At 61.3% G+C, this 23,063-nt stretch carries 18 protein-coding genes; 5 read left to right on the top strand and 13 right to left on the bottom strand.

Translation table 11 applies throughout. The annotated features are described in order from the left end of the window. Positions 1 to 6 precede the first annotated feature (6 nt). Both ACTHN9_RS28250 and ACTHN9_RS28245 read right to left on the bottom strand, forming a co-directional pair. Entirely contained in the window at positions 7 to 6,081 is a 6,075-nt protein-coding gene (locus ACTHN9_RS28250) for an MG2 domain-containing protein (RefSeq protein WP_440540135.1), read from the bottom strand. 1,137 nt (positions 6,082 to 7,218) lie between these two features. Further along, positions 7,219 to 8,178 carry a LysR family transcriptional regulator gene (locus ACTHN9_RS28245; RefSeq protein ID WP_440540134.1) on the bottom strand — a complete coding sequence of 320 codons (960 nt, stop codon included), beginning with the start codon at positions 8,176 to 8,178 and terminating at the stop codon, positions 7,219 to 7,221. 130 nt (positions 8,179 to 8,308) lie between these two features. On the opposite strand from ACTHN9_RS28245, the gene ACTHN9_RS28240 reads away from it, so the two are divergent. The 3 genes from ACTHN9_RS28240 (at position 8,309) to ACTHN9_RS28230 (ending at position 10,852) form a co-directional block, all read left to right on the top strand. Beyond that, positions 8,309 to 9,022, top strand: a complete 714-nt coding sequence (locus ACTHN9_RS28240; protein WP_440540133.1) for an SDR family NAD(P)-dependent oxidoreductase — start codon at positions 8,309 to 8,311, stop codon at positions 9,020 to 9,022. A 265-nt stretch (positions 9,023 to 9,287) separates the two neighbouring features. Then, on the top strand, positions 9,288 to 9,620 hold the full coding sequence (locus tag ACTHN9_RS28235) for a putative quinol monooxygenase (RefSeq protein ID WP_440540132.1): 333 nt from the start codon (positions 9,288 to 9,290) through the stop codon (positions 9,618 to 9,620). 167 nt (positions 9,621 to 9,787) lie between these two features. Continuing rightward, positions 9,788 to 10,852 carry a glycosyltransferase family 9 protein gene (locus ACTHN9_RS28230; RefSeq protein ID WP_440540131.1) on the top strand — a complete coding sequence of 355 codons (1,065 nt, stop codon included), beginning with the start codon at positions 9,788 to 9,790 and terminating at the stop codon, positions 10,850 to 10,852. A gap of 51 nt (positions 10,853 to 10,903) precedes the next feature. Here ACTHN9_RS28230 and ACTHN9_RS28225 read toward each other — a convergent pair whose 3' ends face one another. Next, a complete protein-coding gene (locus ACTHN9_RS28225; RefSeq protein ID WP_440540130.1) occupies positions 10,904 to 11,962 on the bottom strand; it encodes a surface-adhesin E family protein in 1,059 nt (352 codons plus the stop codon). A gap of 274 nt (positions 11,963 to 12,236) precedes the next feature. Beyond that, on the bottom strand, positions 12,237 to 13,172 hold the full coding sequence (locus ACTHN9_RS28220; protein WP_440540129.1) for an NADP-dependent oxidoreductase: 936 nt from the start codon (positions 13,170 to 13,172) through the stop codon (positions 12,237 to 12,239). A 108-nt stretch (positions 13,173 to 13,280) separates the two neighbouring features. Between ACTHN9_RS28220 and ACTHN9_RS28215 the strand changes: the two genes are divergently transcribed. Beyond that, complete coding sequence (locus tag ACTHN9_RS28215; protein ID WP_440540128.1) at positions 13,281 to 14,156, top strand: LysR family transcriptional regulator; 876 nt, start codon at positions 13,281 to 13,283, stop codon at positions 14,154 to 14,156. 88 nt (positions 14,157 to 14,244) lie between these two features. Here ACTHN9_RS28215 and ACTHN9_RS28210 read toward each other — a convergent pair whose 3' ends face one another. The 5 genes from ACTHN9_RS28210 to ACTHN9_RS28190 form a co-directional block, all read right to left on the bottom strand. Beyond that, positions 14,245 to 14,958, bottom strand: a complete 714-nt coding sequence (locus ACTHN9_RS28210; RefSeq protein WP_440540127.1) for a hypothetical protein — start codon at positions 14,956 to 14,958, stop codon at positions 14,245 to 14,247. A gap of 295 nt (positions 14,959 to 15,253) precedes the next feature. Continuing rightward, a complete protein-coding gene (locus ACTHN9_RS28205; RefSeq protein ID WP_440540126.1) occupies positions 15,254 to 15,565 on the bottom strand; it encodes a hypothetical protein in 312 nt (103 codons plus the stop codon). A gap of 280 nt (positions 15,566 to 15,845) precedes the next feature. Continuing rightward, positions 15,846 to 17,606 (bottom strand): sensor histidine kinase, encoded by a 1,761-nt coding sequence (locus ACTHN9_RS28200; protein ID WP_440540125.1) that lies wholly within the window; start codon positions 17,604 to 17,606, stop codon positions 15,846 to 15,848. Between the two features lie 202 nt (positions 17,607 to 17,808). Further along, a complete protein-coding gene (locus ACTHN9_RS28195; RefSeq protein ID WP_440540124.1) occupies positions 17,809 to 18,858 on the bottom strand; it encodes an aldo/keto reductase in 1,050 nt (349 codons plus the stop codon). Between the two features lie 72 nt (positions 18,859 to 18,930). Next, positions 18,931 to 19,521, bottom strand: a complete 591-nt coding sequence (locus ACTHN9_RS28190) for a flavodoxin family protein (RefSeq protein WP_440540153.1) — start codon at positions 19,519 to 19,521, stop codon at positions 18,931 to 18,933. Positions 19,522 to 19,639: 118 nt separating this feature from the next. On the opposite strand from ACTHN9_RS28190, the gene ACTHN9_RS28185 reads away from it, so the two are divergent. Continuing rightward, positions 19,640 to 20,545, top strand: coding sequence for a LysR family transcriptional regulator (locus ACTHN9_RS28185; protein WP_440540123.1), 906 nt, complete (start codon positions 19,640 to 19,642; stop codon positions 20,543 to 20,545). A gap of 30 nt (positions 20,546 to 20,575) precedes the next feature. Here ACTHN9_RS28185 and ACTHN9_RS28180 read toward each other — a convergent pair whose 3' ends face one another. The 4 genes from ACTHN9_RS28180 to ACTHN9_RS28165 form a co-directional block, all read right to left on the bottom strand. After that, positions 20,576 to 20,902 carry a low molecular weight protein tyrosine phosphatase family protein gene (locus tag ACTHN9_RS28180; protein WP_440540122.1) on the bottom strand — a complete coding sequence of 109 codons (327 nt, stop codon included), beginning with the start codon at positions 20,900 to 20,902 and terminating at the stop codon, positions 20,576 to 20,578. Positions 20,903 to 20,935: 33 nt separating this feature from the next. Beyond that, complete coding sequence (locus tag ACTHN9_RS28175; RefSeq protein ID WP_440540121.1) at positions 20,936 to 21,679, bottom strand: SDR family NAD(P)-dependent oxidoreductase; 744 nt, start codon at positions 21,677 to 21,679, stop codon at positions 20,936 to 20,938. Between the two features lie 32 nt (positions 21,680 to 21,711). Then, positions 21,712 to 22,107, bottom strand: a complete 396-nt coding sequence (locus ACTHN9_RS28170) for a nuclear transport factor 2 family protein (protein WP_440540120.1) — start codon at positions 22,105 to 22,107, stop codon at positions 21,712 to 21,714. A gap of 86 nt (positions 22,108 to 22,193) precedes the next feature. After that, positions 22,194 to 23,033: a heavy metal-binding domain-containing protein gene (locus tag ACTHN9_RS28165; protein WP_440540119.1), complete on the bottom strand. Its 840-nt coding sequence runs from the start codon at positions 23,031 to 23,033 to the stop codon at positions 22,194 to 22,196. Positions 23,034 to 23,063: the final 30 nt, after the last annotated feature.

The raw sequence follows: 23,063 nt of genomic DNA, 5'->3' as shown, positions 1-23,063 counted from the left end.
AGAACGTTACGGTCGCACCACGGTCAGCGTGGCGCCGCCCGGCGAGCGCGCCTGGAGGCGGCGGTCGTACATCGATTCGCCGAAGGCGGGCGGAACGAGGTACTTACCGGCGTTGGTCGCGCGGATCCGATAGACGAACTCCTTGACGTCGGAGGTGGCCGTGCCGTAAATCACGACGCGATCCTCGCGAATATCCGCATACTCGGGCCGCCAGGTCGAACTCGACAGTCCGATCGGGGAACGCCACGGTGCGGGCTGCGCATCGCTGCTGCCGTTATCGCCGTCTTGGTTCGATTGATCGCCCGATTGATCGCCGGATGCGTCGCCCGATTGATCGCCCTGACCGTCGCCGCCGCCGTTGCCGCTATCGGCGGGCGGGGTGGCGGCCGGCGGAGGCTGGATCACCGGATCGAAGCCGCCCGGCAGCAGATCGACGATCGCGACGTTGCCGACCGCTTGGTCGCCCGTCGCACGGATCTTGACGTGCACGTCGATCTCCTCGCCTACCGTGATCTTATCGAGCGGCTTACCGTTGACATCGGTGTAGTCGCGCACGATTTCGAGGCCATTCTTGATCGCCTTGTCGGGCGCGCCGCGGTCGTAGCCCGACTGACTCGTCACGCGCCATGCGGGCATCGGGCTGCCGTTCGCGAAGCGCAGCTTCGTTGCGGCCGGGCTCCAACTGCCGGACTGCAACAGGTTAGCCTGCAACGACGAGATCGCTTTGCTGCTGCCGTCCGCATGCACTTCGCCGATCGAAAGCTTATCCAGCCCGTTCGCATTCAGGCTGGCGTAGGCGTCGAGCGCGAGTAACGTCATCGACGACGACAACGTATTGAACTCGTTGCGCGAAAGCGGGCCGGCGATGTTGTCCATGACCTGCGGCGACAGGGCTTTGGCCCGGTCGGGGAAATGCTTGGCGAGCAGGTAAAGCACGCTCGCATCGCGCGTCAAGGGATCGGTGTAATAGCCGTAGACGAAATCCTTGTCGCTGCGCTTGCTTTCGAGCACGCGTTGCGGCCCGGCAATCAACGCCTTGGCTTCCTTGTCCTGCATGAGCAGCTCGTAGGCCGCGGCGAGCCAAGCGGCGGCGAGGTCGTTCTTCCAATCGTTCGGGAATGCCTGCTGAAGTCGTTTTTGCACGGCCGCCAGATCGTTGGTCGTCACGTTGCCCTCGCGCGTCAGCAGATAGACCGCATAGGCCCGCTGGCGCAGTTCGTCGAGCGTGTTCATGCTGTCGTCGCTCGCTAAACGATGCAGATACTGGTTGCCCGCGTCGAGCATGTCCTTCGGCACCGCCACGCCGCGATCGCGCGCTTCCAACAGGAAGTGCATGGCGTAGGCGGAGATGAACGGGTCCGCATCGGGCGTGGCTGACCAGACGCCGAAGCCGCCGTCGCTGTTTTGCCGCGAACGCAGCACGTCGAGCATTTGCGCGAGCGCTTGGTCGTTCGTCTGCTGCGCGTTGCCGTTCGCGGGCCGCAGGGCACGCGTCAATGCGGGCACCGTCGGCCACTTCGTGGCGACGAGCCGAGGCATCGCTTCGCTGACGAGCTGTTCGCTGCAATAGTTCTGCACGTTGACGAGCCAGGACGTCAGCCCTTGCGAGAGCACGACCGGGATCGTCGAGAAACTGGCATCGCGCGATGCATACGCGTCGTACATCTGACGCAGCCCCGACACGTCCGCGGTGCTGTTTGCGCCGACCCGGGCGATATCGACCTGCGTGCGGTAGGCGGCGGCCGGGCGAACGGACAGTTCGATGCTCTGCGCCGCCGACTTGCCCGCATAGTGCGCGCTGAAGGTCAGGTTGCCCGAACCGAGCGTGCCCGTGGCCTTGACGTGGAACAGGGCCACGCCTTCTCGCATCGACGCCAGATTTAGCTGCTGCGAGGCGCTTCCCAGCACCTGCAACTGCGGGCCGGTCTTGAGCGCGACGGTGACCGGAACCGGCTTGTCGCCTTGCCCTGTTAGGTTATTCGCAACCCCTACGCTGACTTCCGCTTCGTCGCCGGGCGCGAGCGTCGTCGGTACGTTCGGAGACAGCACGAAATCGCCGCGGACCGTAGTGCCCGAGGTGGCCGTACCGACCTGATCCGGCGAGACCGCTACCGCCATCACGCGCAGCTTGCCGTTGAAATAGTCCGGTACGGTGTAGCTGACGTCCTTCTCGCCGTTGACGTCGACGATGCCGGACCAGTACACCACCGGCTTGTCGCGTTTGCGCTTGAACGGGTTCAGTTGGCTGCCGATCGCGTCGTCCGCATCGCCCCCGGGGGCTGCCATCTGCATGAGTTTCTCGAACTCGGGCAGGACCAAGTCGAGGATTTGCGACGTACCCACTTCCAGCATCCGCTTGCGGAAGAAGTACTGCAGCGGGTCGCCCAGCTTGTAGCGCCCGACTTGCAAGATGCCTTCGTCCACGGCGAACACCACGGCCTTCGTGGGATGCGCCGCGTGCAGCTTGAACGTGACCGTCTGCCCGGGTTTGACGAGCGGCGGGGCGTCGAGCGTCAGCGCATTGCGCCGTGCATTCATGCTGACCGAGAACGGCACGACGCCATAGCTCAGCGGGCTCATGAAGACCTCGTCGGACGACGGGTCGCGAACATATTGCACGTTGATATAGCCGTTGCCTTCGAACCCGGGCGGCACGGTGATGTGCTGCACGGAACTCGTGGTATCGGAATGGAACCATGCGTGCGCGTACACCTTGTCGCGTTCGATGGTGATAAGACCGCTACCCGCGTAGGGTGCGCGAATCGCGATTTCCACGGGCTCGCCGGGCGCGTAATCGTGCTTGCTCAGATTGATTTGCAACTCGGCGTTGCGGTCGAGCGAGCGCGAGATGTTTGCATCGCCGGCCACCGAGTATTCGACACGGTTCACTTCCGTGCGGTCCGCGCGACGAATCACAAGTGCATAGTTGCCCGGCTTGTCGGTGGGCAGCGTGTACGCGAGACCGGCCGCGGGGATCGTCAGCGGATTTTCGCTGATGGGTACCTCCTTCAGGCGCGAGTCGTATTTGTAGACGCCCGAGTCCTGTTTCGTCAGCACCGAGACATACCGGCGCTCCACGAGCTGCGCCGTCAGGCCCTTCAGTTCGAACGCCTTCGCTTGCGGGTTGATTGCGACCAAGCGAACGGTGCGCGGGCTGCCGCGTTTGACGTAGGACAGATCGTCGACGGATTTGTAGCCGACGAGCCAGTCGTCGTTGGAGACGAGCGTCTGTGCATTGGCCGCGACGCTGCGCCCGCCCTCGGGCTCGTAGGCCTTGGCGAGGAAATAGAGCTGATAGGTCGCATCGGCGTATTTCTTCAGGTCGAGGTCGAATTGAGCGTGACCCTTCTCGTCGGTCTTGCCGTCTTGCAGGTTGGTGGTATAGCCCTCCTGCGCGCGCCTCACGTCGAAGAAGTGATAGTCCTGCCAGCTATGAAATTGCGGCCACACAGGGCGCAGCGTCAGCGAGGCTTCGACGCGCCGATCCGCCGCAGGCGTGCCGAACAGATTCTGCGCATCGACGACGCCCATCAACTGGTCGGGCTTGACCCAGCCTTCGGCCACTTGCTGCGAGAGCTTCGCTTCCACCTTCATGCGGTCGGGCAGAAATTCCTTCACTTGCACCGTCGTCGAGCCGATCGGCGCGTCTGTCTTGCCGTTCTTGACGATGTACAGATTGACCGTCCAGGTGCCGGTCGGCGCGGTTTCCGACGGCGTGTAGGACACCTCGCTGAAGCCGGAATCGTCGACGGAAACGGGCATGCGCTTCACCGTGATACCGCGCGGGTCGACGATTTCCGCTTGCAGCGGTACGCCGGCAGGACTGCGCGACCAACTCGCCGCGCGCACGATCAAACCGATGTGAAAGAGATCGCCGGGCCGATAGATACCGCGGTCGGAGAACAGGTACGCGGACAGTTGGCCTTCGCTCGTCGGATTGCGCTCGCCGCCCACGTCGAAACGCGAGAAGTCGAGTTGCCGATCCTGGCCGCCGATCGGAAGGAACGATAGATCGTCGGCCTTCTTCACCACGTAGAGCATCGGCTTTTTCTCGTGGTCGAGGCCCTTGAAGGTGGGGAAGTGAACGACTCCGTCCGCTGTCGTGTCTTGCGTGTAGAGCGTCTGACCGTTCAGCGCGAGCACCGATACGGTTGCGCCGCCGACGGGCTGCCCGGTATGGATCGACTGGACGAAAACGTCCTGGCTACCGTCGAGCGCGCGCTTGACCACCATGCCGAGGTCGGTCACGACGATCATGCGCGTGTCGGTCGGCGATGCGTCGTTACCGCTGCTATCGCTGTTATCGCTGCTGTCGCCATTGCTGCTGCCGTCGGCGCTGCCGTTGTCGTTACCGTCGGCAGCGGCTTGCGCCGCTTTGTCGGCCTTCTTCTTTTCCGCGACGGGATCGTAGGCCGATAGATGCAGCAGGAAAACGCCGCGCTTGCCGTCTTTCAAATACTGACCGAGATCGACGCCCTCGTAATGCGCTTCGCCGGGCCCGGCTTTCGGGAACACGTGCTTTTGTTCGAAGCGCTCGACGATGTGGTCCTCGCTGAAGCTGTAGCCGAGGTCCGGCTGGCTGTAGGTGCCTTGATTGAAGCTGACCAAATGTTGAAGCTGATCCGGCAGCACACGGCCGATTTCGAGCTTCATGCCGGGCAGGTTGCGCGATACCACCGAAATGCGCTTGCTGCCGCTCAGCGAGAGCAATGAACCGTCTGCCATGAAGCGCAGCAGCTTCGGATAGTCGGGTACGGTGAACGTTTGAACGGACGGCTTGCCGAGCACATAGCCGCCGAACGATTTCAGCCCGGAGGCGATGCGGACATAAACGCGCTGGCCCGGGTCCGCGTGGAACTTGAAGCTTTGCAGCTCGGCGAATTCGTTTTCGGTCGGAACGAGCTGAAGGTCGAGTGGCTTCGATTGGCGCAGCACGGTTTCGCTGACATCCGCCGAGTCCCACTCGTAGGGGGGATCGTCGTCGCTTTGGTCCGCGCCCGGTTTTCGCTTCGGCAGCACCCACGCCTTGATGACATTGTTGAGATCGCTGCCGCGCACCGCGCCGCTGATTTCGGTGACGAGCACTTGTTCCGGCTCGTAGTGGTCGTTGTCGACCAGGGTGGGGGCGATGCTTTTCACGGCGAGGCTATAGAGGCCGGGCACGCGCACCGTCGACGTCACCGGGTCCTTCGTTCCCGCGCCGCCGCGCGAACTACGCACGCCGCTGTCCAGCGTCAACTGCACGGCGCCGTCGTCGCGAGGAAGGTCGAGCGGCTGCGAATGCACCCAGGCGGTCAGCTTCGTGGCGTCATAGACCACGGAAAATTTCAGCGGCGTGTTGAACTTGCCGTCGGTGCCGGCCATCGCCAGCGAAATGCGTTTTTCGAACTGCGCGGTGTCGACCGGGTAGTTGAATCGCACCGGCATGATGGTCTTTTTCGCCGTCGCGTTCTGCGGGTCTTGATAGAACTCGGCATCGCCCGCTTGCGCGGTGAACGCAGCGGTATCGAAGGCGAGATGGTCGTCCGCCATCAGCACGTGGGCGGCAAAGGCTTGCTTGACGTCGAACTCGACTTCGTAATGCGTGCCGATCGGCCAGTCGGCGGCGGGCGCGAAGCGCAGGGTGCGATCGTCCGCCCAGCTCCATTCGCCTTTGACGGCAGGCTTCATGACGATGCCTTTGGCGACCGTCTTGCCCACCGACTCGATCGGCGCGGCCGAGCGCGAGAAGTCGATCTCCAACGGGTGAATCGTGATCTTCGGCGTACCGTCGCCCGACACGTAGCTTGTGACGGGCGGCGCTTTCACTTGGAACGTGATGCGCTCGGGCTCGGGCGGCTTCGGCCGGTGTTCGTACCAGTGCCAGCCGCCCCATGCCGCTGCGATAACGGCGATCGCGGCGAGCGCGCGAACGGCGAATTTTCGCGGGTCGCGCAAGATCGCTGCGCTCGCGGCGGGCGCCCATGCCGGAGCCGACCATGAGACGCTGCCGAATATCGGCCGCAGAACGAGCGCGAGGAAGTGGAGAAGGCCGCGTACGATGCGCAGCGGCAGAACAGCCAGAAATCGAAGAAGGCCCATGCTTTCCATTTCAAGGATAAGCGTGCCGCCTCTTACCCCCGATTCTTTTCAATTTTGTTATTACCACCGAATCCGTACGCTTTCGACCTGTCGCGTACGTACCTGTTTCGCAGAGCATTGGCGGCATTGCGCTCACGCCTCTCGCGGTGCGTGCAATGCCACTGGGAATATCGAGCGAGAGTGAAAACTCGTCGCGATCATGCCATACAAGGCGTGGCGGAAACAAGCGCAAAACCGTGTGGGGTAAGGGCGAGTGGGGCTTTAAAACCACAGTTCGGGCGAGGCGGCGACGCGGACGAATGAGCGCGGTGCCCGAGGCACCGGCGCCCCCGCGACCCATAGAATAGACAGAGTTGTATGGTTTAAGCCATTGCACCGGGCGCCGATTCCGATTGAATGCCGCTTCGCTGTAGTAGATCCGCCAAACAACGACGGCATACGCGTGTGCCATGTCGGGATAGCAAATCGACGAGTGGGCTCTCGGCCAGCCTCGCTCGGTCCGCGGGGACATCGACGTCCAGGTTCAACGTGTGGTGGATGAATGCGGTGTCGAACCAGTATACCGATGTGTGCTTTTTATCGTGCCGCGAGAGCTGCAATACGTCTCGCGCGCTGATTACCCCATTGCTGTCGATAGCGAACGATATCGAATAGGACGATCTCGTGGGGAATACGAAGCCATGATGTTTGCACCGCAAGAACGTATCGCTGGCGATGGCGGTTGCCGCGATCGGCGCCGTATCGAATGCTTGCTCTTTCGACACGGGGTTTCTCGGCTCCCTTTCCGAGCGAACAAGCAACTCGTCTAGGCATTCCGGACAGACGAACGCCAACGTTCGCTCGAAGATGGGGATATCGGGTAGCCGCTTGATGTGAAGCGTGCGACTGGCGTCTTCCTCCAACTGGATCGTCGGTGCGATGTCGGCTCGACTCGCCCAGGTGGTGTAGCTTCGCTTGGGGCGGTCGACGGAAACTTTGGCCAGTTCGTCGGCAGCGAACAGGCCTCTTTCCTTGATGCGTGCGTGGATAGCTTTTGAGGCACGTGTATAACTTTTGACACCGTGGCGAGAGCAGAGAAAAGGGCTCATCTTTTTGTTACCTTTTGGGTTTCGGCTCCATTGCTCAGGCGTGACGACCCTAGCGGCGCCGTCGCCGTGAATCCGCGGGCGATTGTGGCGGGTAGGCTTGCGTACACAGGCCGAGCACTTGATTGCGAAGCCATCGATGCGCCGGATCGTGGTCGAGACGAGGATGCCAAATCGCCGAGATGTCGAAAGCGGGAAGCGCCAAGGGCAGCTCGAAGGACTGCAAGCCATTGGCTGCCGCGTAATTTGGCATAAAGGAATTGCCCATGCAGGAATACGGGGCGACGGCCAGCAGATCCGAATGACGCGCGAGCTGCATGGCGCTTGTATAGGACGGCACCACCATCAACACTTTGCGCCGCCGATCCGGCGGGTCCAGCGCCGCGTCGATCGGGTTTTCCGCCTCGCCGGTGCGCGAAGTCATGACCTGCCCATACGAAGCCCAGCGCTCGAGGTCGATGCCATCCTCGCGCAGCAGAGGGTGCCCGATGCGACACACGCCGACATAGCGGTCGCGAAAGAGCAAGCGTGTCCTGACTTCGGGGGCGGATGTTTTGACGATACCGATCTCGAGATCCACCGCGCCTTCTCTGAGCGGCTGGGCATTCCAATCCGGCTTGGGGGCAAAGCGTAGCTGCACGCCGGGCGCTGCGTGGTGAATGCGGTCAATCAACGTCGCGCCAAGCAGATCGATAAAACCCTCGCCCGCTCGCAAGGTGAAGCGGTGTTCGAGCGTGGCCGCGTCGAACCGATGATCGGCGCGGCTCAGTGCCGCTTGCGCCTCGCGTGCCAGCGCCGGGATGCGCTGGCTCAGTTGCTCGGCGTAGGGCGTGAGTACGAGCGTACGGCCAGCCTGTAGTAGCAGGCGATCGCCCGTGACGGCACGCAAGCGCGTGAGTGTGCGGCTCATGGCGGAAACGCTGAGGCCGAGGCGCCGGGCTGCCCCGGTCACGCTACGTTCGCTCAACAATGCGTCCAACGCGGGCAGGAGATTGAGATCGACGCGAGACATGCGCCAAGAATAATCGAAATCGAGGAAGCTATGGCGTTTCGCGCAACCGACGATTGCACGCCAGGCGTCTGGTGCAATCGAGCGGCAATCTCGACAATGTATGGCATCGATCTGCGAACAGGAGCATGCCATGGCCCATGTCCCCACACCTGCCTCTACCGTACTGCTCGTCGGCGCTTCGCGCGGCCTCGGGCACGCGATGGCGGCCGAATTTCTGAAGAAGGGATGGCACGTCGTAGGCACGATACGCGCCGGTAGCGGCAGGACCCTCTTGCATGACTTGGCCGATGCCCATCCGGGGTGGGTCGACATCGAGACGCTGGACATGACTCGACCCGAGGAGATTCGGGCTTTACGAGAGCGGCTGTCCGGCAGGGTGTTCGACATCCTGTTCGTCAACGCAGGAACGACCAATCCGGACCCGAGCCAAACCATCGGCGAGGTATCGACCGAGGATTTTGTGAACCTGATGGTGACGAATGCGTTGAGTCCGATGCGGGTGGTCGAGAGCCTGTGCGACCTCGTTGCGCCGGACGGACTCATCGGGGTCATGTCTTCCGGGCAAGGCAGCGTCGCCGATAACGAGTCCGGTCAGCGTGAGCTTTATCGCGGCAGCAAGGCGGCGTTGAACCAGTTCATGCGCAGCTATGCCGCGCGCCAGGCGCAAACGCGGCGGGCCATGTTGCTCATGGCTCCGGGTTGGGTGCGCACGGAATTGGGCGGACCCGAAGGACGATTGTCGATCGAAGAGAGCGTGCCCGGGGTCGTGAATGTGCTGCTGACTAAGTTAGGCCGCCCCGGTCTCGAGTATCTGGATTATTGCGGCCGAACCGTCCGGTGGTGACATTCGTTTCGTTCCGCCGTTTCGTTTCGCTCGATAGGTTGACGCCCCACCGACACGTAAGTTACCGTAGCGTCATGCAACGCGATCTGATTCCCCTCGTGAGTATGATTACAACGACGATTACCGGCAACGGTGGGTCGTCGCAGGTGCGCACGAGGTAATCTTTGTAGTTGCATGCCACCAATGGCCCCGCCGGCAAACGACGGGGCCTTTTGCGTTTACGGCTGTCCGTCACTTGTCGGCTCTACACTTGCATGGAGTCGTCATGAACGAATTGAACAGTCGCAGCCGAAGCAGCGAATCCGAGGTCATGCTTATCGTCTCGATCCAAACCCTTCCGGGAAAAGGCTATGAGCAAGTCGCGGCATATGAAAAGCTGGCGCCGATCGTCCGCGCGGAAGCCGGGTGTCTTCAATACGATCTTCACGCCGTTGTCGGCGCCGAAGATAGTTTCGTTTTGATCGAGCGTTGGGCCTCGGCCGACGCGCTGGCCGCCCACGACGCGACGCCTCATATGATCGCCGCGGACGCGCACAGCCCTAGTTTTAGGGCTGCTCCCGCAAAGGTGATGCGACTTAGTTCGGAGAGCCTCGCGTAGTCGGTGTGCGGCGAAGCGCGATGCGCGATCGTCGCGCCGATCCCGCAACGGCGGCCAAGCATCCTAGAGCATGTCTTGGCAGCCTCGCCGTCCCCCAGAGCGACACTTCGTTGCGCCGCCCCGGCCGGTGTCGTTAAACTGTCCCTATCCCACTAGGCGACTGGTTGATGAGCACGCTCGATCCAGACGAAATCCTTTTCTTTCCAGGCTCGTTGCTCGCTTCGACAGGCGATGTCGTCGCGCCGTACGACCTCGAATCTGGGGACCCGATACTGGGCGAATATTGCGCGGCGGCCTGCCACTCGCGCGTTCGCAACGCGAATTCGAAACCCTTTCGGCTCGATTGGGAAGCCGCTTCGACGGTTCATGTATTGAACGGAATGGGCGTTACGCTGGGCGATTCCATCGTAGGCCTGACAGCGATCGCAGCAATCAAACGGCAGTTTCCCAACATTCGCATTCGCCTGTACCGTCCAGGACGAGCGCCACAATACGTGGAAGCGCTCTATTCGCTTGCCGCCGGCGTCGTGGCCGACGAATGCGTGCGTCTGCCTTGTGCGCTCGATCGCATACCGCCTGGCGAACCCATCGTCGATGTGGGCAATCATCTTTTCTGGACTCGGTTCGCACAAGAGCCGATGATCGATTTCTTTCTCGATGCACTCGGAATCGAACCCACCGCCATCCCTTCTTCGCACAAGCGCAACGGGTGGCTCCAGACACTACCGCAGGCACCTGGGCGCTCGCCAGGGCATCCTGCGGCCTATGCCCTTTTCTCGCCTGCCGCGAGTACGCCGTTGCGCGCCATTCCTACGCCCTATTGGACGCGGCTGGTCGATTCGATCTATCGAGCGTACGGACTTCCCGTCCTTGGCTTCGGCCGGGTCGAGCATCCCGCTTACACAGATATCAGCGATGCGAGCCGCACGACAGCGGATTTTATCGGCTGGGTGCGAAACGCCGCTTTCGTGATGACGGGCGATAGCGCGGCGCTGCATATCGCCGCGGGCTTCGATGTTCCGACCACGGCGTTCTTTTCGAGTGTGGGGCCGGGCTTGCGCGCGAGAGACTATCCGCTGTGCGATTCCATCGCCATAGACGTGCCTTCCCTACGCGGCCTTCAGGCGAGCAGCCGCGACGCCGATCTACGCGTACTTGACCGCGCATTCCAACGCCTGTTGAGCCGCGGACTCCCATTGCCGAGCCTGCCGTCGCGGCCTCGGCCGGCTTAGCGTTTGGATGCCATCGCTCGACGCACACGCCGCCGTCGCCTGAAGTTTTCCTTACGGCGAAACGACGTCGAGTTTTGCGACTATCCCTTGTTCGTTGCTAAGGACGCAATGTCTTCCGACTTCGACCACATTCATGAAGATCGCCGATTTCAGCTCGTCATCGAACGAAGATGTCTTTTGAGCCATCCGATCGACTTGGATGGCGCCCGCTATCGTCTTGCTCGTCACGTCGTCCGCTAAACGAGTGACGGGCTCGCATTGGAGTCGGATCGGGTAGCCATAGAGAACGCCATCGACGCCTTTCGTCGTGGCGTCATCGGTTCCCTGTAGAAATGGCGAGCCTGCCGCTCGAACGCTGTAAATATCGTGGGCAAACATACCCTGCGCGTCGCACAACTCGTACGACGAACGCTTGCCATCGATTCCGTTCATCGCATGGCAGATGTTTTTGCCGTTCTGCGCCGTTAGCAGCGGCTCGAGCAGCGGCGCGTTACGGTTGTCGAGTGCTTTTCTTTCCGCTAACGCCCGATCGATCTTATCCACCTCTTGCGAGGTGAGCGCAGCGGGCGTAACGGGCTGCTTCGGTTTAACGTGCAACTCGTAATTTGGGTCGTTCGGCCATTGCTTTTTTGCCTGTTCACAGGCGAGCGTCACTTCGGCGCTGATCAACGAGTCGGGCGGGACGTCGGCCAGGTTGTTCTGTCCGAACGCTGGCATGGGTTCCGATTTGACCAGGTCGCCATTCGATCTCCTGGTGCTCACGGATAGCACCGTATATTTTCCGTGGCTGCAGTCGATCAAATCCTGCGCTTCGCCGACCTGGAATGCGTAGTCGGTCGAAGGTTGCTGAACTTGCTCGTAGGTTTCGCGTTCCCAGGCAGTAATTCGACCGTTGTCGCTTTGCTGAACGGAATGAAGGTCGACCTCCGCTTTGGAGAACAGCGGTTCCAGCGAGTAGGGCGGTATCGCTTTAACCCACAGCGGTTGCGCGGTCTGTTGCGGGTCGGCCGGGAGCGTCGATAACGGGTCGGTTGGTTGTGCCGCTTGGCCGACGCCGCTAAGCGATAGGAGGGCGATAGCGAACGTCATGCCCAGGAACGGAAACTTCATCGTTGTCTTCATGTGTTCAGGCGAATGCGGGGTGAAAGTTCGCGCGTCACGAACAGTGCGACTCGGGCACGCGGCAACCTTACGCCACCCGCGGCTCAGGCATGGTGGAGAGGATCGATCTCAGCGATGTTGTGTTGAAAAGCGGGGTAAAACGACGACATATCGGATATCGACTTTTCCGATGAATTCTTTAATGGCGTTGAAACGAATTTCGACCGGCGGCACCCGTGCGCCGGCGGTCGAATGTGTCACAAGCGCTCGCATCGGAAATCGACTAGCGCATGAAATCGGCCACCACCTTGCCTATGCGCGAGCCGGTACGATTGCGTTCGATCGCCGCGGGAATCTCCGCGAAGGCCACCACGTCGCTCACTGTCGATTTCAGTTCGCCTTTTGCGATGTCGGTTGCGAGCTTTCCCAGCAGGTCGGCATCCGGCTTGTTCATGAACCACAGGCCACGGCGGCCGGTCGGGGTGCGCGCGAGGATGTCGGGCGATGACGTGCCCACGATGACGCCGCTCGACGTAAGAACTTGCCACGAGCGATCGAGCACTTCACCGCCGACATAGTCGAGCACCAGGTCGATCTCCTTCGCGACGTCCTCGAAACGCTGGTGCTGGTAATCGATGACGTGATCGGCGCCCAGACTGCGCACGTAATCGACGCCAGCCGATGCCGCGGTGGCGAATACTTCGGCACCTAGCTGCTTGGCGAATTGCACTGCGTAGCCGCCCAGCCCCCCTGCCGCGCCGTGGATCAGGATTCGTTGGCCGGGGCTGACCGGCCCTGCGTGATGCAGGCTCTGCCAAGCCGACACAGCCGCGACCGGGATGGCCGCGGCATGGACGTCATCGAGCCCCTCTGGCGTCAAAGCCAGGTTGGCCTCGCCGACGGTCACGAAATCGGCGTAAGCGCCCGGCCGGCCGAGCGATCCCATGACGCGATCGCCAACACGGAAGCGCGAAGTATCGGGGCCGACGGCTTCGACGACGCCAGCCAACTCGATACCCAGCACGGCCGGCAGGGGGAGCGGGAAGGCATCGCGAACATAGCCCTCGCGGATTTTCCAGTCGATGCCGTTTACACCGGCGGCGCGAACGCGAACCAGGACCTCGCCCGCGTGCGCCTCGGGCTTGGCGATCTGGGCCACTTCCGCGACGCTGGCGTCTCCATAGGCCCGGATCAGTACAGCGCGTTGAGTCGAGTTCATTTCAAAGCTCCTCATATCAAGTTGTGGTGAGGAGAAGATAAGGCGTTGCGCAGATAAAACGAAGACGCGAAAATGTAGACACCTCGTTTCAAAATTGGAACACTCGCCATGGATTTGAACGCGCTATTCGATTTCGCGCTGGTTGCGGCGAACGGAGGACTCGGGAAAGCAAGCCGCGCGAGCGGCAAATCGAAGGCGACGCTCTCTCGGCGAATCTCGGAATTGGAGGAGCAACTAGGTATTCGGCTCATCGAGCGCGGCGCTCGCGGGCTGAAACTCACGGAAGCGGGCGAAATGCTGATGGCGCGAACCGAAGCGCCGATGCGCGAGGTGGCCGAAGCGATGACCGCGACCCGAGAGGGGCTGTCGGCGCCGCGTGGGTGTTTGCGTATTGCGTCGCCGGTGCTCTTCTCGCACCTTGCGATGGGGCGGATTTGCACCGACTTTTGCGAGGCTTACCCCGATGTCACTGTCGATCTGGTGGCGGCGGACCGCATCGTCGATCTCGTCGAAGAACAATTCGACGTGGCGATCCGAATCAATCCGAGCCCGGATAGCAATTTGGTGGGGCGTTGTTTCGCGAAGGACCGGCTTGTCGTCGTGGCCGCGCCGTCGGTGCCGATGCCAAGCCCTGGGGCGGTCAGATCCGTGCCCGGCATTGTGTCCTCGAATTTCGAGCCCACCCATTGGCGCCTCGACGAAGGACGCTTAGTGTTGCAGCCCGTCCCAAGGCTGAAGCTTTCTTCGTTCCTAATGATCCGTGACGCCGCTGTGGCCGGCGCAGGGGCTGCGCTAATTCCCCAGTCCATCGCATGGGACCCACTGACACGCGGGGAGCTGGTTCAGTGGGGGATGGTCTCCGGTGCGGACGTTGCCTTGTGGGTCTTACATACGTCGCGACGTTTGCCCTCGCCGAAGGTTCGTGCGTTTGTGGAGTTCATGTGCGAGCGATACCCGGGAGGGTCGCTCGTGTTGAGGGGGTAGGGGGCAGCGCGCCCGGTGGTGCGACGCTCATGCGCACAGTGGGTATCCAAGACTTGCGGGACACCATGGGCGCTTTCTCTCCTCGAACTCAACTGGCGTCCGTGTTCATCATTGGTGGCGGATAAGCACAAGGCGACAAGTTTCGAAGCACCATGCGATCAAGTTCGGCACGCGCATGCGCAATCTTCGCATCGGCAGCAGCGATTCGCTTTTGGTGGCGATAGCGCGCCGCGAGAACCGAGCCGACGATCACGAGGTAGAAGACGACGTTCGTCATGGCCAGCGAATGACCTGCCAGCCCGCCGATCGCCGTACCGAGGAGCGCACCGATCAGCACGCCGCAAGCCGCGGCTAATACCCCGTCGAAGATCCAGTTCTTCGACGGATAGTTGAGTCGAGCGATATTGAACGCGGCAACGGCATCCGCCATCCCTTCTACCTTGCCTTGCGCGGAGCCTAAATGTTCCTCGATGGTGTCCATGAGATGGCGCGCGCGGTCTTTGTCCGATTTTGCGAGTGTTCCCGCATTGGAATAGGTGAGCAGAATCCTGTCCAATTCTTTCCACGGGGCTTCCAAATCGGTTGAAACGACCCGTTCCCCCAACAGATAGCGCCATCCGGTATAGACATCGTTGACATCGACGTACGTGCCGTACGATGCACAGCACTCGAAAACCGCAATCGCTCGACGCACCGTCAGGTCCGTCGTGAAGTTGTCATTGGCTCGCGACCGCTGGCCTTTTACCAGGTGGATCGTCGATGTACCCAACGCATCTGTGCGTTTCCCGAATCCGAATCCCATGCGTGTCCTTGGCTTGTTTGGATGCCTGTATTTAAGTTTCCGAGATTCCCAGGCCGGCCGATTTTACGACAATGGCATTCACATATCGGTTTTGCTGTCTGTCAGAGTGGAATGTATGCAGCCCGCCTGCTCGCAGTCTCATCTGCCAACGAAATACGAAGCGCGGCGGCGTCGACCGACGCCGTCAATCGCGAAGCGTTGGCGCTCACCATTGTTGATCTAGTTGTTTTTTGAGGCCGAGCCGCTCGTTTCGCGTGGCGCGCAAGTTCATGCGCGCCCGGGTGTCGTCGCTCAATCAATGCGATTGAACGGGTGACTTTGTGGTGGGTGTCGCCAACGTGTTGTTGATGCCATAAGCGGGGCCGTCGGACATCGAGCTGTCGCTCATGTTGTTCCGCATGCCCGCGTTCGGCGATTCGGCACTCATGCCGCTCTCCGAGTTGATCGAACCGGGCGTGCCATAGCCACTCGTTGTCGCATCGGGCGACACTGCAGCGGGCGACCTCGTGGTTGGGGTGGCAAGGGTGTTGTTGGCCTGTGCATAAGCACCGCCCGACAGCACGAGCGCGGCGACGGCCGCTGCTAATGAACGGATTGTTTTGTCCACGATTCGTTCCTCCAAGATTGGGCTGGAATATCGACGCAGCCGATCGCCGTCTGCTTGGCCATGAATCGAGCTATCGCCGTGGAGACACCGCGTAAGCGGTATCGGCGGGAACCATCTCGTGCGCTTGGGGTGTTTCGTCGAGTCGCACGAGATCGAAGCGAGTGGGCTACTGTGGAGACACGACGGCTCGATATTAGGGCCAACGAAAAAACCTACTGACCCGATTTCCTGAAATGCTTCCAACAGTATAGGTGAAGAAGCGCCCCGTTGCTGACGACCATTACCGCTTCTCGGTGCTTGGTTCAGCACGCAGCAACGCGGCGTCGGGCTCGGCGGCTGCCTGAGCGACAGGCAATGGAATCCGCACGGCGATCGACGTGCCATAGCCTGGCGACGACTCGATGCTGACCTCGCCCGCGACGAGATAAGCCCGCTCTCTAAGGCCCGAGAGACCGAACGAATTGAGCTTGCGCGGTGTGGAAAGATCAAAGCCGATGCCGTTGTCTTTCACGATCAACAAGATGTGGTCGTTATGGCGCGTCAAGCTCAGCGTTGCCCGCGAGGCATGCGCATGTCGCCCGATGTTGGTGAGCGACTCCTGCATGATTCGAAACACTGCCGTCGCTTGCGGCTCTTCGAGATCGAGGTTCGCAGGCTCGACGATCAACTCGCATTCGATGCCGTGGCGCTGTCGGAAGTTCTGCACGAGCCAGTCAGCGGCGGCCACGAGGCCGAGGTCGTCGAGTACCAGCGGCCGAAGATCCGCCGCAATGCGGCGAGTGGCCACGACCGCTTCGTCGAGCAGAGCATGCACGGGTGCCAGCTCGGCCACCAATGACTTTCGTTCAGCAACCAGCTCGAGTTCGAGTCGCGATGCCGCGAGCGTTTGGCAAAGCTCATCGTGCAATTCGCGCGCGATTCGCCGGTTTTCTTGTTCGCGCGCGGAGGTCCCGATCGACGCCAATTCTCGCAACTCCTCGCGCGAATGCTCGAGCGCCGCTTCGGCGCGTTTGCGTTCGATCACCTCGTTGAGCAAGTCGCGGTTCGCCGCCGTCAGCGCGGCCGTACGCGACGCGACCCGGTGCTCGAGCAGCGCGTTCGCTTCGTTCAGTTGGATCGTCTGCAATTGCACACGCCGGCGCTCGACGCTCTCGCTTTCGAGCGCCTGCACCAGACGCGCGTAAAGGTTGATATTTTCGAGCGTCATGATGATCAGAACGAAGCTTGCGGCGCACAGACTGTAAATGCGGCCGACGTAGAAGCCAAGATCGAATCGGCTATGGTTGAGCACGCCTGCGAATGAAATATCGAAGAGCCAGGCGCACACCACGACCATCAACCAAAGGTCCAGCACGGAGTGCGGTCGCCGCCAAAGAAGTGTCGCAAGCGCAAACAGCGCGAGCGACCCAATGAGCGCGAACACCACGCCGTGCGCGACGGTGTAGCGCGGTGCCAGCGGCGGCCCGGAGAGCTGTGGGGGCAGTAAATCGTACCCACGCGTTGCCAGTATCGCGAAAGCGCAAGCGACGAGCGCGGCAAACGCAATGCCCGCGACAATGGCGGGCGCGCAAGCGCCATCCCGCGACGTTCGCGTTGCCGCGCCACCGCGTTTCAACCACCCATAGGCAATCACGACAAGGGGAAAACTGCCATGCCAGAAGACGTAAAGCCAGGCTGTGGTTTGACTGCGAGCGCCTAACCAGCCGGTGTCGGAGAAGACGCCGGGAAACGTCAATAAGTGTACTGTCGCCGTGAAGGCGGTCAGCAAGTATCCCGTCGCCAAGACAAGCAGTGCTTTGGACCGCAGAATCCGATACTGCCCGATCAAGAGTGCTGCCGTGAGCAAATCGCAGACGACGACCGCGGATTCGTAGACCGGAATGAAGGCCCACACCCTGGGCAGCTGGATTTTGGCGAATGGCGTGGCCGAAATGAAGGCGATCGCCGTCATCAGAACGACAACGATCGCCAGTCGCCGCTCGCGGCGGCCAGGCGGCAAGGTAGACAGGAACACCCGTGAATCGGTCGTCAACTCGTTCACGCTTGCCCCCGTGCTCGCTCACGCGTCGATTTCGGATCGGTGCTGCATATTCTTCGTATCTTACTCCCAGAAAATGCGATGCTGCACGCCGGGATAAATCGAATCGGCCCCTTTTAGATAACCGCGTCGGAAGCGTATGCGCGCAGCTGCGGCGCAGACGATATTGTCGGCGCCGCCCGGAAACCGATTCCCAGTTCTATTTCTACGCGCCCGGCCTGAAAGGAACGGGGCGTCTGCCTGCTTCCTGACGATCGATCATCCAGCCGGGGTAGTAAGGGGGTAGAGCACTCACGGCATCGAGACGGGCAAGCTCGTCTTCGGAAAGCGCGACATCGACGGCGCCGAGATTGTCCGCGAGTTGTTCGATGCGTTTAGCGCCGATGATCACGCTCGTGACATGGCGCTTGGCGAGCAACCATGCTAGCGCGATTTGGGCGACGGAAGCGCCGTGCGCATCCGCAATGGCGCGCATTTCGGCCAAGCACGGCCAAGCCCGCTCCAGATCGACCGGCGGAAAGTCGAAATGGCTGCGTCGCGAGCCTTCTTCGGTGGGTGCCCCGGGGCCGAACTTTCCCGACAGCAGTCCGCCCGCGAGCGGCGACCAGACGAGCAGGCCCATGCGCTCCTCGGTCACGAGCGGTACGAGTTCGAGTTCAACGTCGCGCCCGGCGATCGAATAGTAGGCCTGTAGCGTTTCGAAACGTGTGGCATGGAGTGCTTCGCTGAGCCCCAATGCCTTACCGATCTTGCCCGCGCGCCAATTCGATACGCCGACATAGCGGACCAACCCCTGCCGTGTCAGATCGTCGAGCGCGCGCAGCGTTTCTTCGATGGGGGTGACGGAATCGTTCGCGTGGATCTGGTAAAGGTCGATGTGATCGACCTGGAGCCGCTCTAGGCTTTTCTGTACCGAATCCATAATGTGGCCGCGCGATGCGCCTTGATCGTTGGGTTTCGGGCCCATCGCACCTGCCGTCTTCGTCGCGAGCACGATGTCGCTGCGGGGAACGCCGATGTCCTTCAGCGCTTGGCCAACGAGGCGTTCCGACTGGCCAAAGGAATAGATATCGGCCGTATCGATGAAATTAATGCCCGCGGCGAGTGCGCGGGCGATCAATTCGTTTGCTTCGTTTTGGCCGAGGGAACCGATCGCCTTCCACATCCCGGCGTCGGCGTTGCCGCCGAGCGTCATCGTGCCGAGGCACAGTTCGGAGACATAGAGGCCGGTGCGGCCTAGTTGCTTATATTTCATGGCGATTTCCTTCGAGATTGGCATGGGTGACAGAGGGCGGCGTTCCGATGGCCGCATCCATCGCGCCCGATTTCAATGGTTTAAAGCGTGTCCGGATCGGAACTGTTCCGCGATGGTTGCGACGCGGGCGCCATAGCGGCGTGCCGTCTCGAGGTCGCCTGGCGACATTTCGTCGGGCGATGCGTCGGCGGGCGTTTGAGCCATCGGCGCGATATAGGAGCCCATACGATTCAAGTCGTCGCGCACCGAGGCCTTCACGTTCGCTGGCTTGATATCCATGCTGACCCAAATGCCGCCGTGCTGACCGGCCAGCAGAAAGAAGTATTCGAGCGTATTGAGTTTGTCGCCGTTGAGGCTCGCGCTATTGGTAAAGCCACCGAAGATCTTGTTCCGCCATCCGCTTTCGAACCAGATCTTCGACGATGCATCCGCGAATTTCTTGAATTGCCAGCTGGGGCCGCCCATGTAGGTTGGGGAGCCGAGCAGGATGGCATCGGCGCGGGCGAGCGTTTCCCAGGCATGGTCTGGAATGTTTCCATCGGCATCGATGGCAACGAGTGCGGCGCTGGCGCCTTCGGCGATGGCGGTCGCCATTCGCTCGGTATGCCCGTAGCCGGAGTGGTAGACGACGACTGTTGTGGCCGGCGAGGTGTGTTGCGTCATGGTTGATCCCTTTTGTCTGGATGGTTCGCGGTTGACGACCTGGGAATCGAGTCTACTGAGGCACAATTGGGTTATAAATGATGCCGAACCGAACGTGCTGTTATTCGCCGAGTGAACAATGCAAAACCTGGATGCGCTTCTGATCTTCGCCCGTGTTGCCGAACTGACGAGCTTCACGCGCGCAGCCGAAAGCCTCGGGATCCAGAAGGGGCGGGTCTCGACGGTGGTCCGCGGGCTCGAGCGAGATCTCGGGGTCGCGCTCTTGCACCGGACGACGCGGACAGTGCAACTGACAGAAGATGGACGCGCGTTTTATGCGCGTGCGCGGGATCTGCTGGCCGAAGTAGAAGAGTTGGAGACGATGTTTTCCCGTCACGACGCACCGCTACGGGGAAGACTGCGTGTCGACATGCCGACGGTGTTGGCGCAGAGCGTGGTGGTGCCTGCCCTGCCGCAACTATTGGCGGCGCACCCGCAATTGGAGTTGGAGCTGTCCAGCACCGATCGACGCGTGGATCTTGTGCAAGAGGGATTCGATTGTGTGGTTCGCCTCGGGTCGATCGTCGATGAAACGTTGATTGCTCGGCCGCTCGGCAAGCTGCGCATGATCAACGCGGCGAGCCCGAGCTATCTCGCACGATACGGCACGCCGCACACGCTTGAGGATCTGCGTAGCCAAGGCCACCAGATGGTCCATTACACGTGGACATTGGGCGGGAAGCTTGCCGGATGGGAGTATCCAGACGGCGACGCGTACGCGTCGCTTATGCTGCCTGGCGCGATGCAAGTCAATAGCGTGCAGACCTATCATGCGGCCGGGCTTGCCGGTGTTGGGTTGATTCAGGCGGGCTATTCGGCGCTTGCGCAACATATCGAGCGCGGCGCGCTAGTGGAGGTCTTGCCCGATCTACGGCCGAAGCCGCTCGACGCGTGGCTCGTCGTGGCGCATCGCCGGAATCTGTCGCAACGCGTCAGGGCGTTTATGAATTGGATCGAGCAGGTGTTGGCGCCGTATTTCGAATGACGGGTAGGGAAGATTTGGCGCGGTGCCCGCTCACGGGCGCAAAAACTTCGCGACCTTTTGTTCGAGCAGCGCGATGAGTTCTGGTTGCATAAACGAATATCGGTCGGGAATGTCGAGGCATATCACCTTTTTGCCCTGCAGCCGCGAACCGAACTTTTTGGCCAATTTCGACTTGTGAGTGCGTTCCATGACGAAGATGATCTGAGCCCACGCAATCTGCTCGTCCGACACAATCGTGACCGCGTCGGGAGCAAGGCCTGCCGAATCCGTCTCGACATCGCGCCAGTGGCAAAAAACTTCTTCCGCCGTTGGGCTGCGCAGTCGGTTCCGGCTGCAGATGAATAGCGCTCGGGTCAATTCCACCGCCTTATAGACAGGGAGACAGGGGCATTACGTAAGATTCAACCCCCCATCCGAAACCAAAATCTCGCCCGTCAGATAATCCGACGCGACGAGCATGGCCACCGAATGAGCGATATCCTCGGGCCGAGCCGCCCGCCGCATCGGCGCGCGTTCCTTCCAAGTGCGCTGCGCGTCGATCCAGTCCGCCGTGAGCGGCGTATCCACCAGCCCGGGCGCCACAGCATTGACGCGAATATCCGGTGCCAGCGAAAGCGCGAGCAACCGCGTCACATGATTCAATGCGGCCTTCGTCGCAGCATAGGGAATCGATGCGCCTTTCGGCCGCACGCCTGCATGCGAACTTACATTCACAACGCACCCGGCTCGTCCCCGCGCACCCGCTTCCCGCAGCGCCGATTGTGCCTCGGTCACGAGCCGAAAGGGCGCCACGACATTCACTTCGTGCAACTCTCGCCACACATCGGGGGTGGCGGCGGCCAAATCCGCATGAGGGATAACACGACTGATCCCGGCGTTGTTGACCAAGACATCGAGTCGCCCCCACATACCGATCGCTTCGCGAACGAGACGCACTCTATCGGCATCGTCGGCCAAATCGGCCTGTACATAAACCGCCGATCCGAGTTCGCGTGCCAAAGCACGGCCTACTTCCACGGAGCTTCGCGAATGCAGGACGATAGCGTACCCGTCCATCGAGAGACGTCGGGCGATCGCGGCGCCGATACCCGAGGTGGAGCCCGTGACCAGCGCGACGGGAGCGGTTGTATTCATCGTGGGCACAGAGAGTTGCTCCGATAGCGCGTTCACGCCAACTGCGGCGTCCCGATTTTGAACCAAGCCTTGGCGATCTTGCCGTCTGCGACTTCGTATATCGCCAACACCTCGACTTCCCCTGGACCCTCGGGAAACGTACGCGTGACGCGCTCGTGATCGATCACCATGTTGCCTACGACCGACCGATGAAGCAGTTCGCCGAATAGATTGGCTTCTTGGAAACGAGCCACGTGCCTTTCCCGAATTTGCTCGACCCCGCGAGCCAGCAAGCGTGAAGGAAACTCGTAATATTCGCAATCGGCCGCCCACCATTGCACGAACGAATCGATATCTCGCGCGTTGTAGGCTTCAAGCTGTCGATGGACGGGAAACGCCACCGAACCGGGCGTAGGCGTTTCTTGAGGCGTGGCACTCGACGTGGGCATTCGTTTTCCTCGTCTGTTTTTTGTGTGCAGTATCGCGATCCCCACCCCAGAGCGCGAGGCTCCGAGGCTTAGACGTCCCGCTCGCGTCAGTCGTTGACCGACAAGACGAACGTCGGCGCGGGAATGTCCTTGGCATCGATCTCCACATGCAGCGGCGCGACGGCCGTGCCGACTGCGAAGAACTCGATGACGTGGCTCTCCCATCGGTACGATTTCTCGTGGATGGTCGTGCCGATCACACCCTCGGCTTTGGCGGTTTGCGCTTCCACTTGCATGCGCTCGATGGCCAATTCGCGCGCGCTGTAAATCGCCTGCGTGAACTGCTCGAGTTCGACGTTGCGGCCCACCTGATTCCAAGCCTTGAGCATGCCGCGGTGCGCGACGTGATAGACGCAACTGCCCATCACGAGTTCGATCGGCCGGTAGCCGGAATTGAGCAGCGTGTAGAAATCTTGCCCCGAGAGATCCGAGGTAAACGGCCCGCCGTCATGCGCGCGGAATCCTTCGCGATCGTGATTGTGTACCACGCCCGTACCGATCGCCACGAACTCGAGAATATCGGCATCCCATTCCACGTGCTTGATCTCGAGACGGACGCCCACGATACCGTCCGCCCCCATGCCGCGTGCTTCCTCGCGCATGCGCGACATCGCCAATTCGCGCGCGTGATACATCGCTTGCGAGAGCACTTCGAGTTCCTGATTCTTACTCCACGAGCCGTATTGGATGCCCACGTGGTAGATGCTGCTGCCCACGCACAAGCCGATCGGTTCGAACCCCGCCTTGCGAACCAGCAAGAACTCATTGACCGATAGATCCGAGGTGAACACGGCAGTCGGATGGGCGTTGCTGCGCAAGCCTTGCAGGCGCGCACGCGCATTCGGGGGAAGCTGCGTGGCGGGGTTTTGCGTGGTCGTTTCGCTCATGTGATCTCTCAATCTCTCTATGATGGGGAT

It is taken from the genome of Trinickia sp. (assembly GCF_051953405.1).
Lineage (GTDB): Bacteria > Pseudomonadota > Gammaproteobacteria > Burkholderiales > Burkholderiaceae > Trinickia.
Note: the sequence above shows the minus strand (reverse complement) of the source record. Positions and strands in the feature narration are given on the sequence as shown.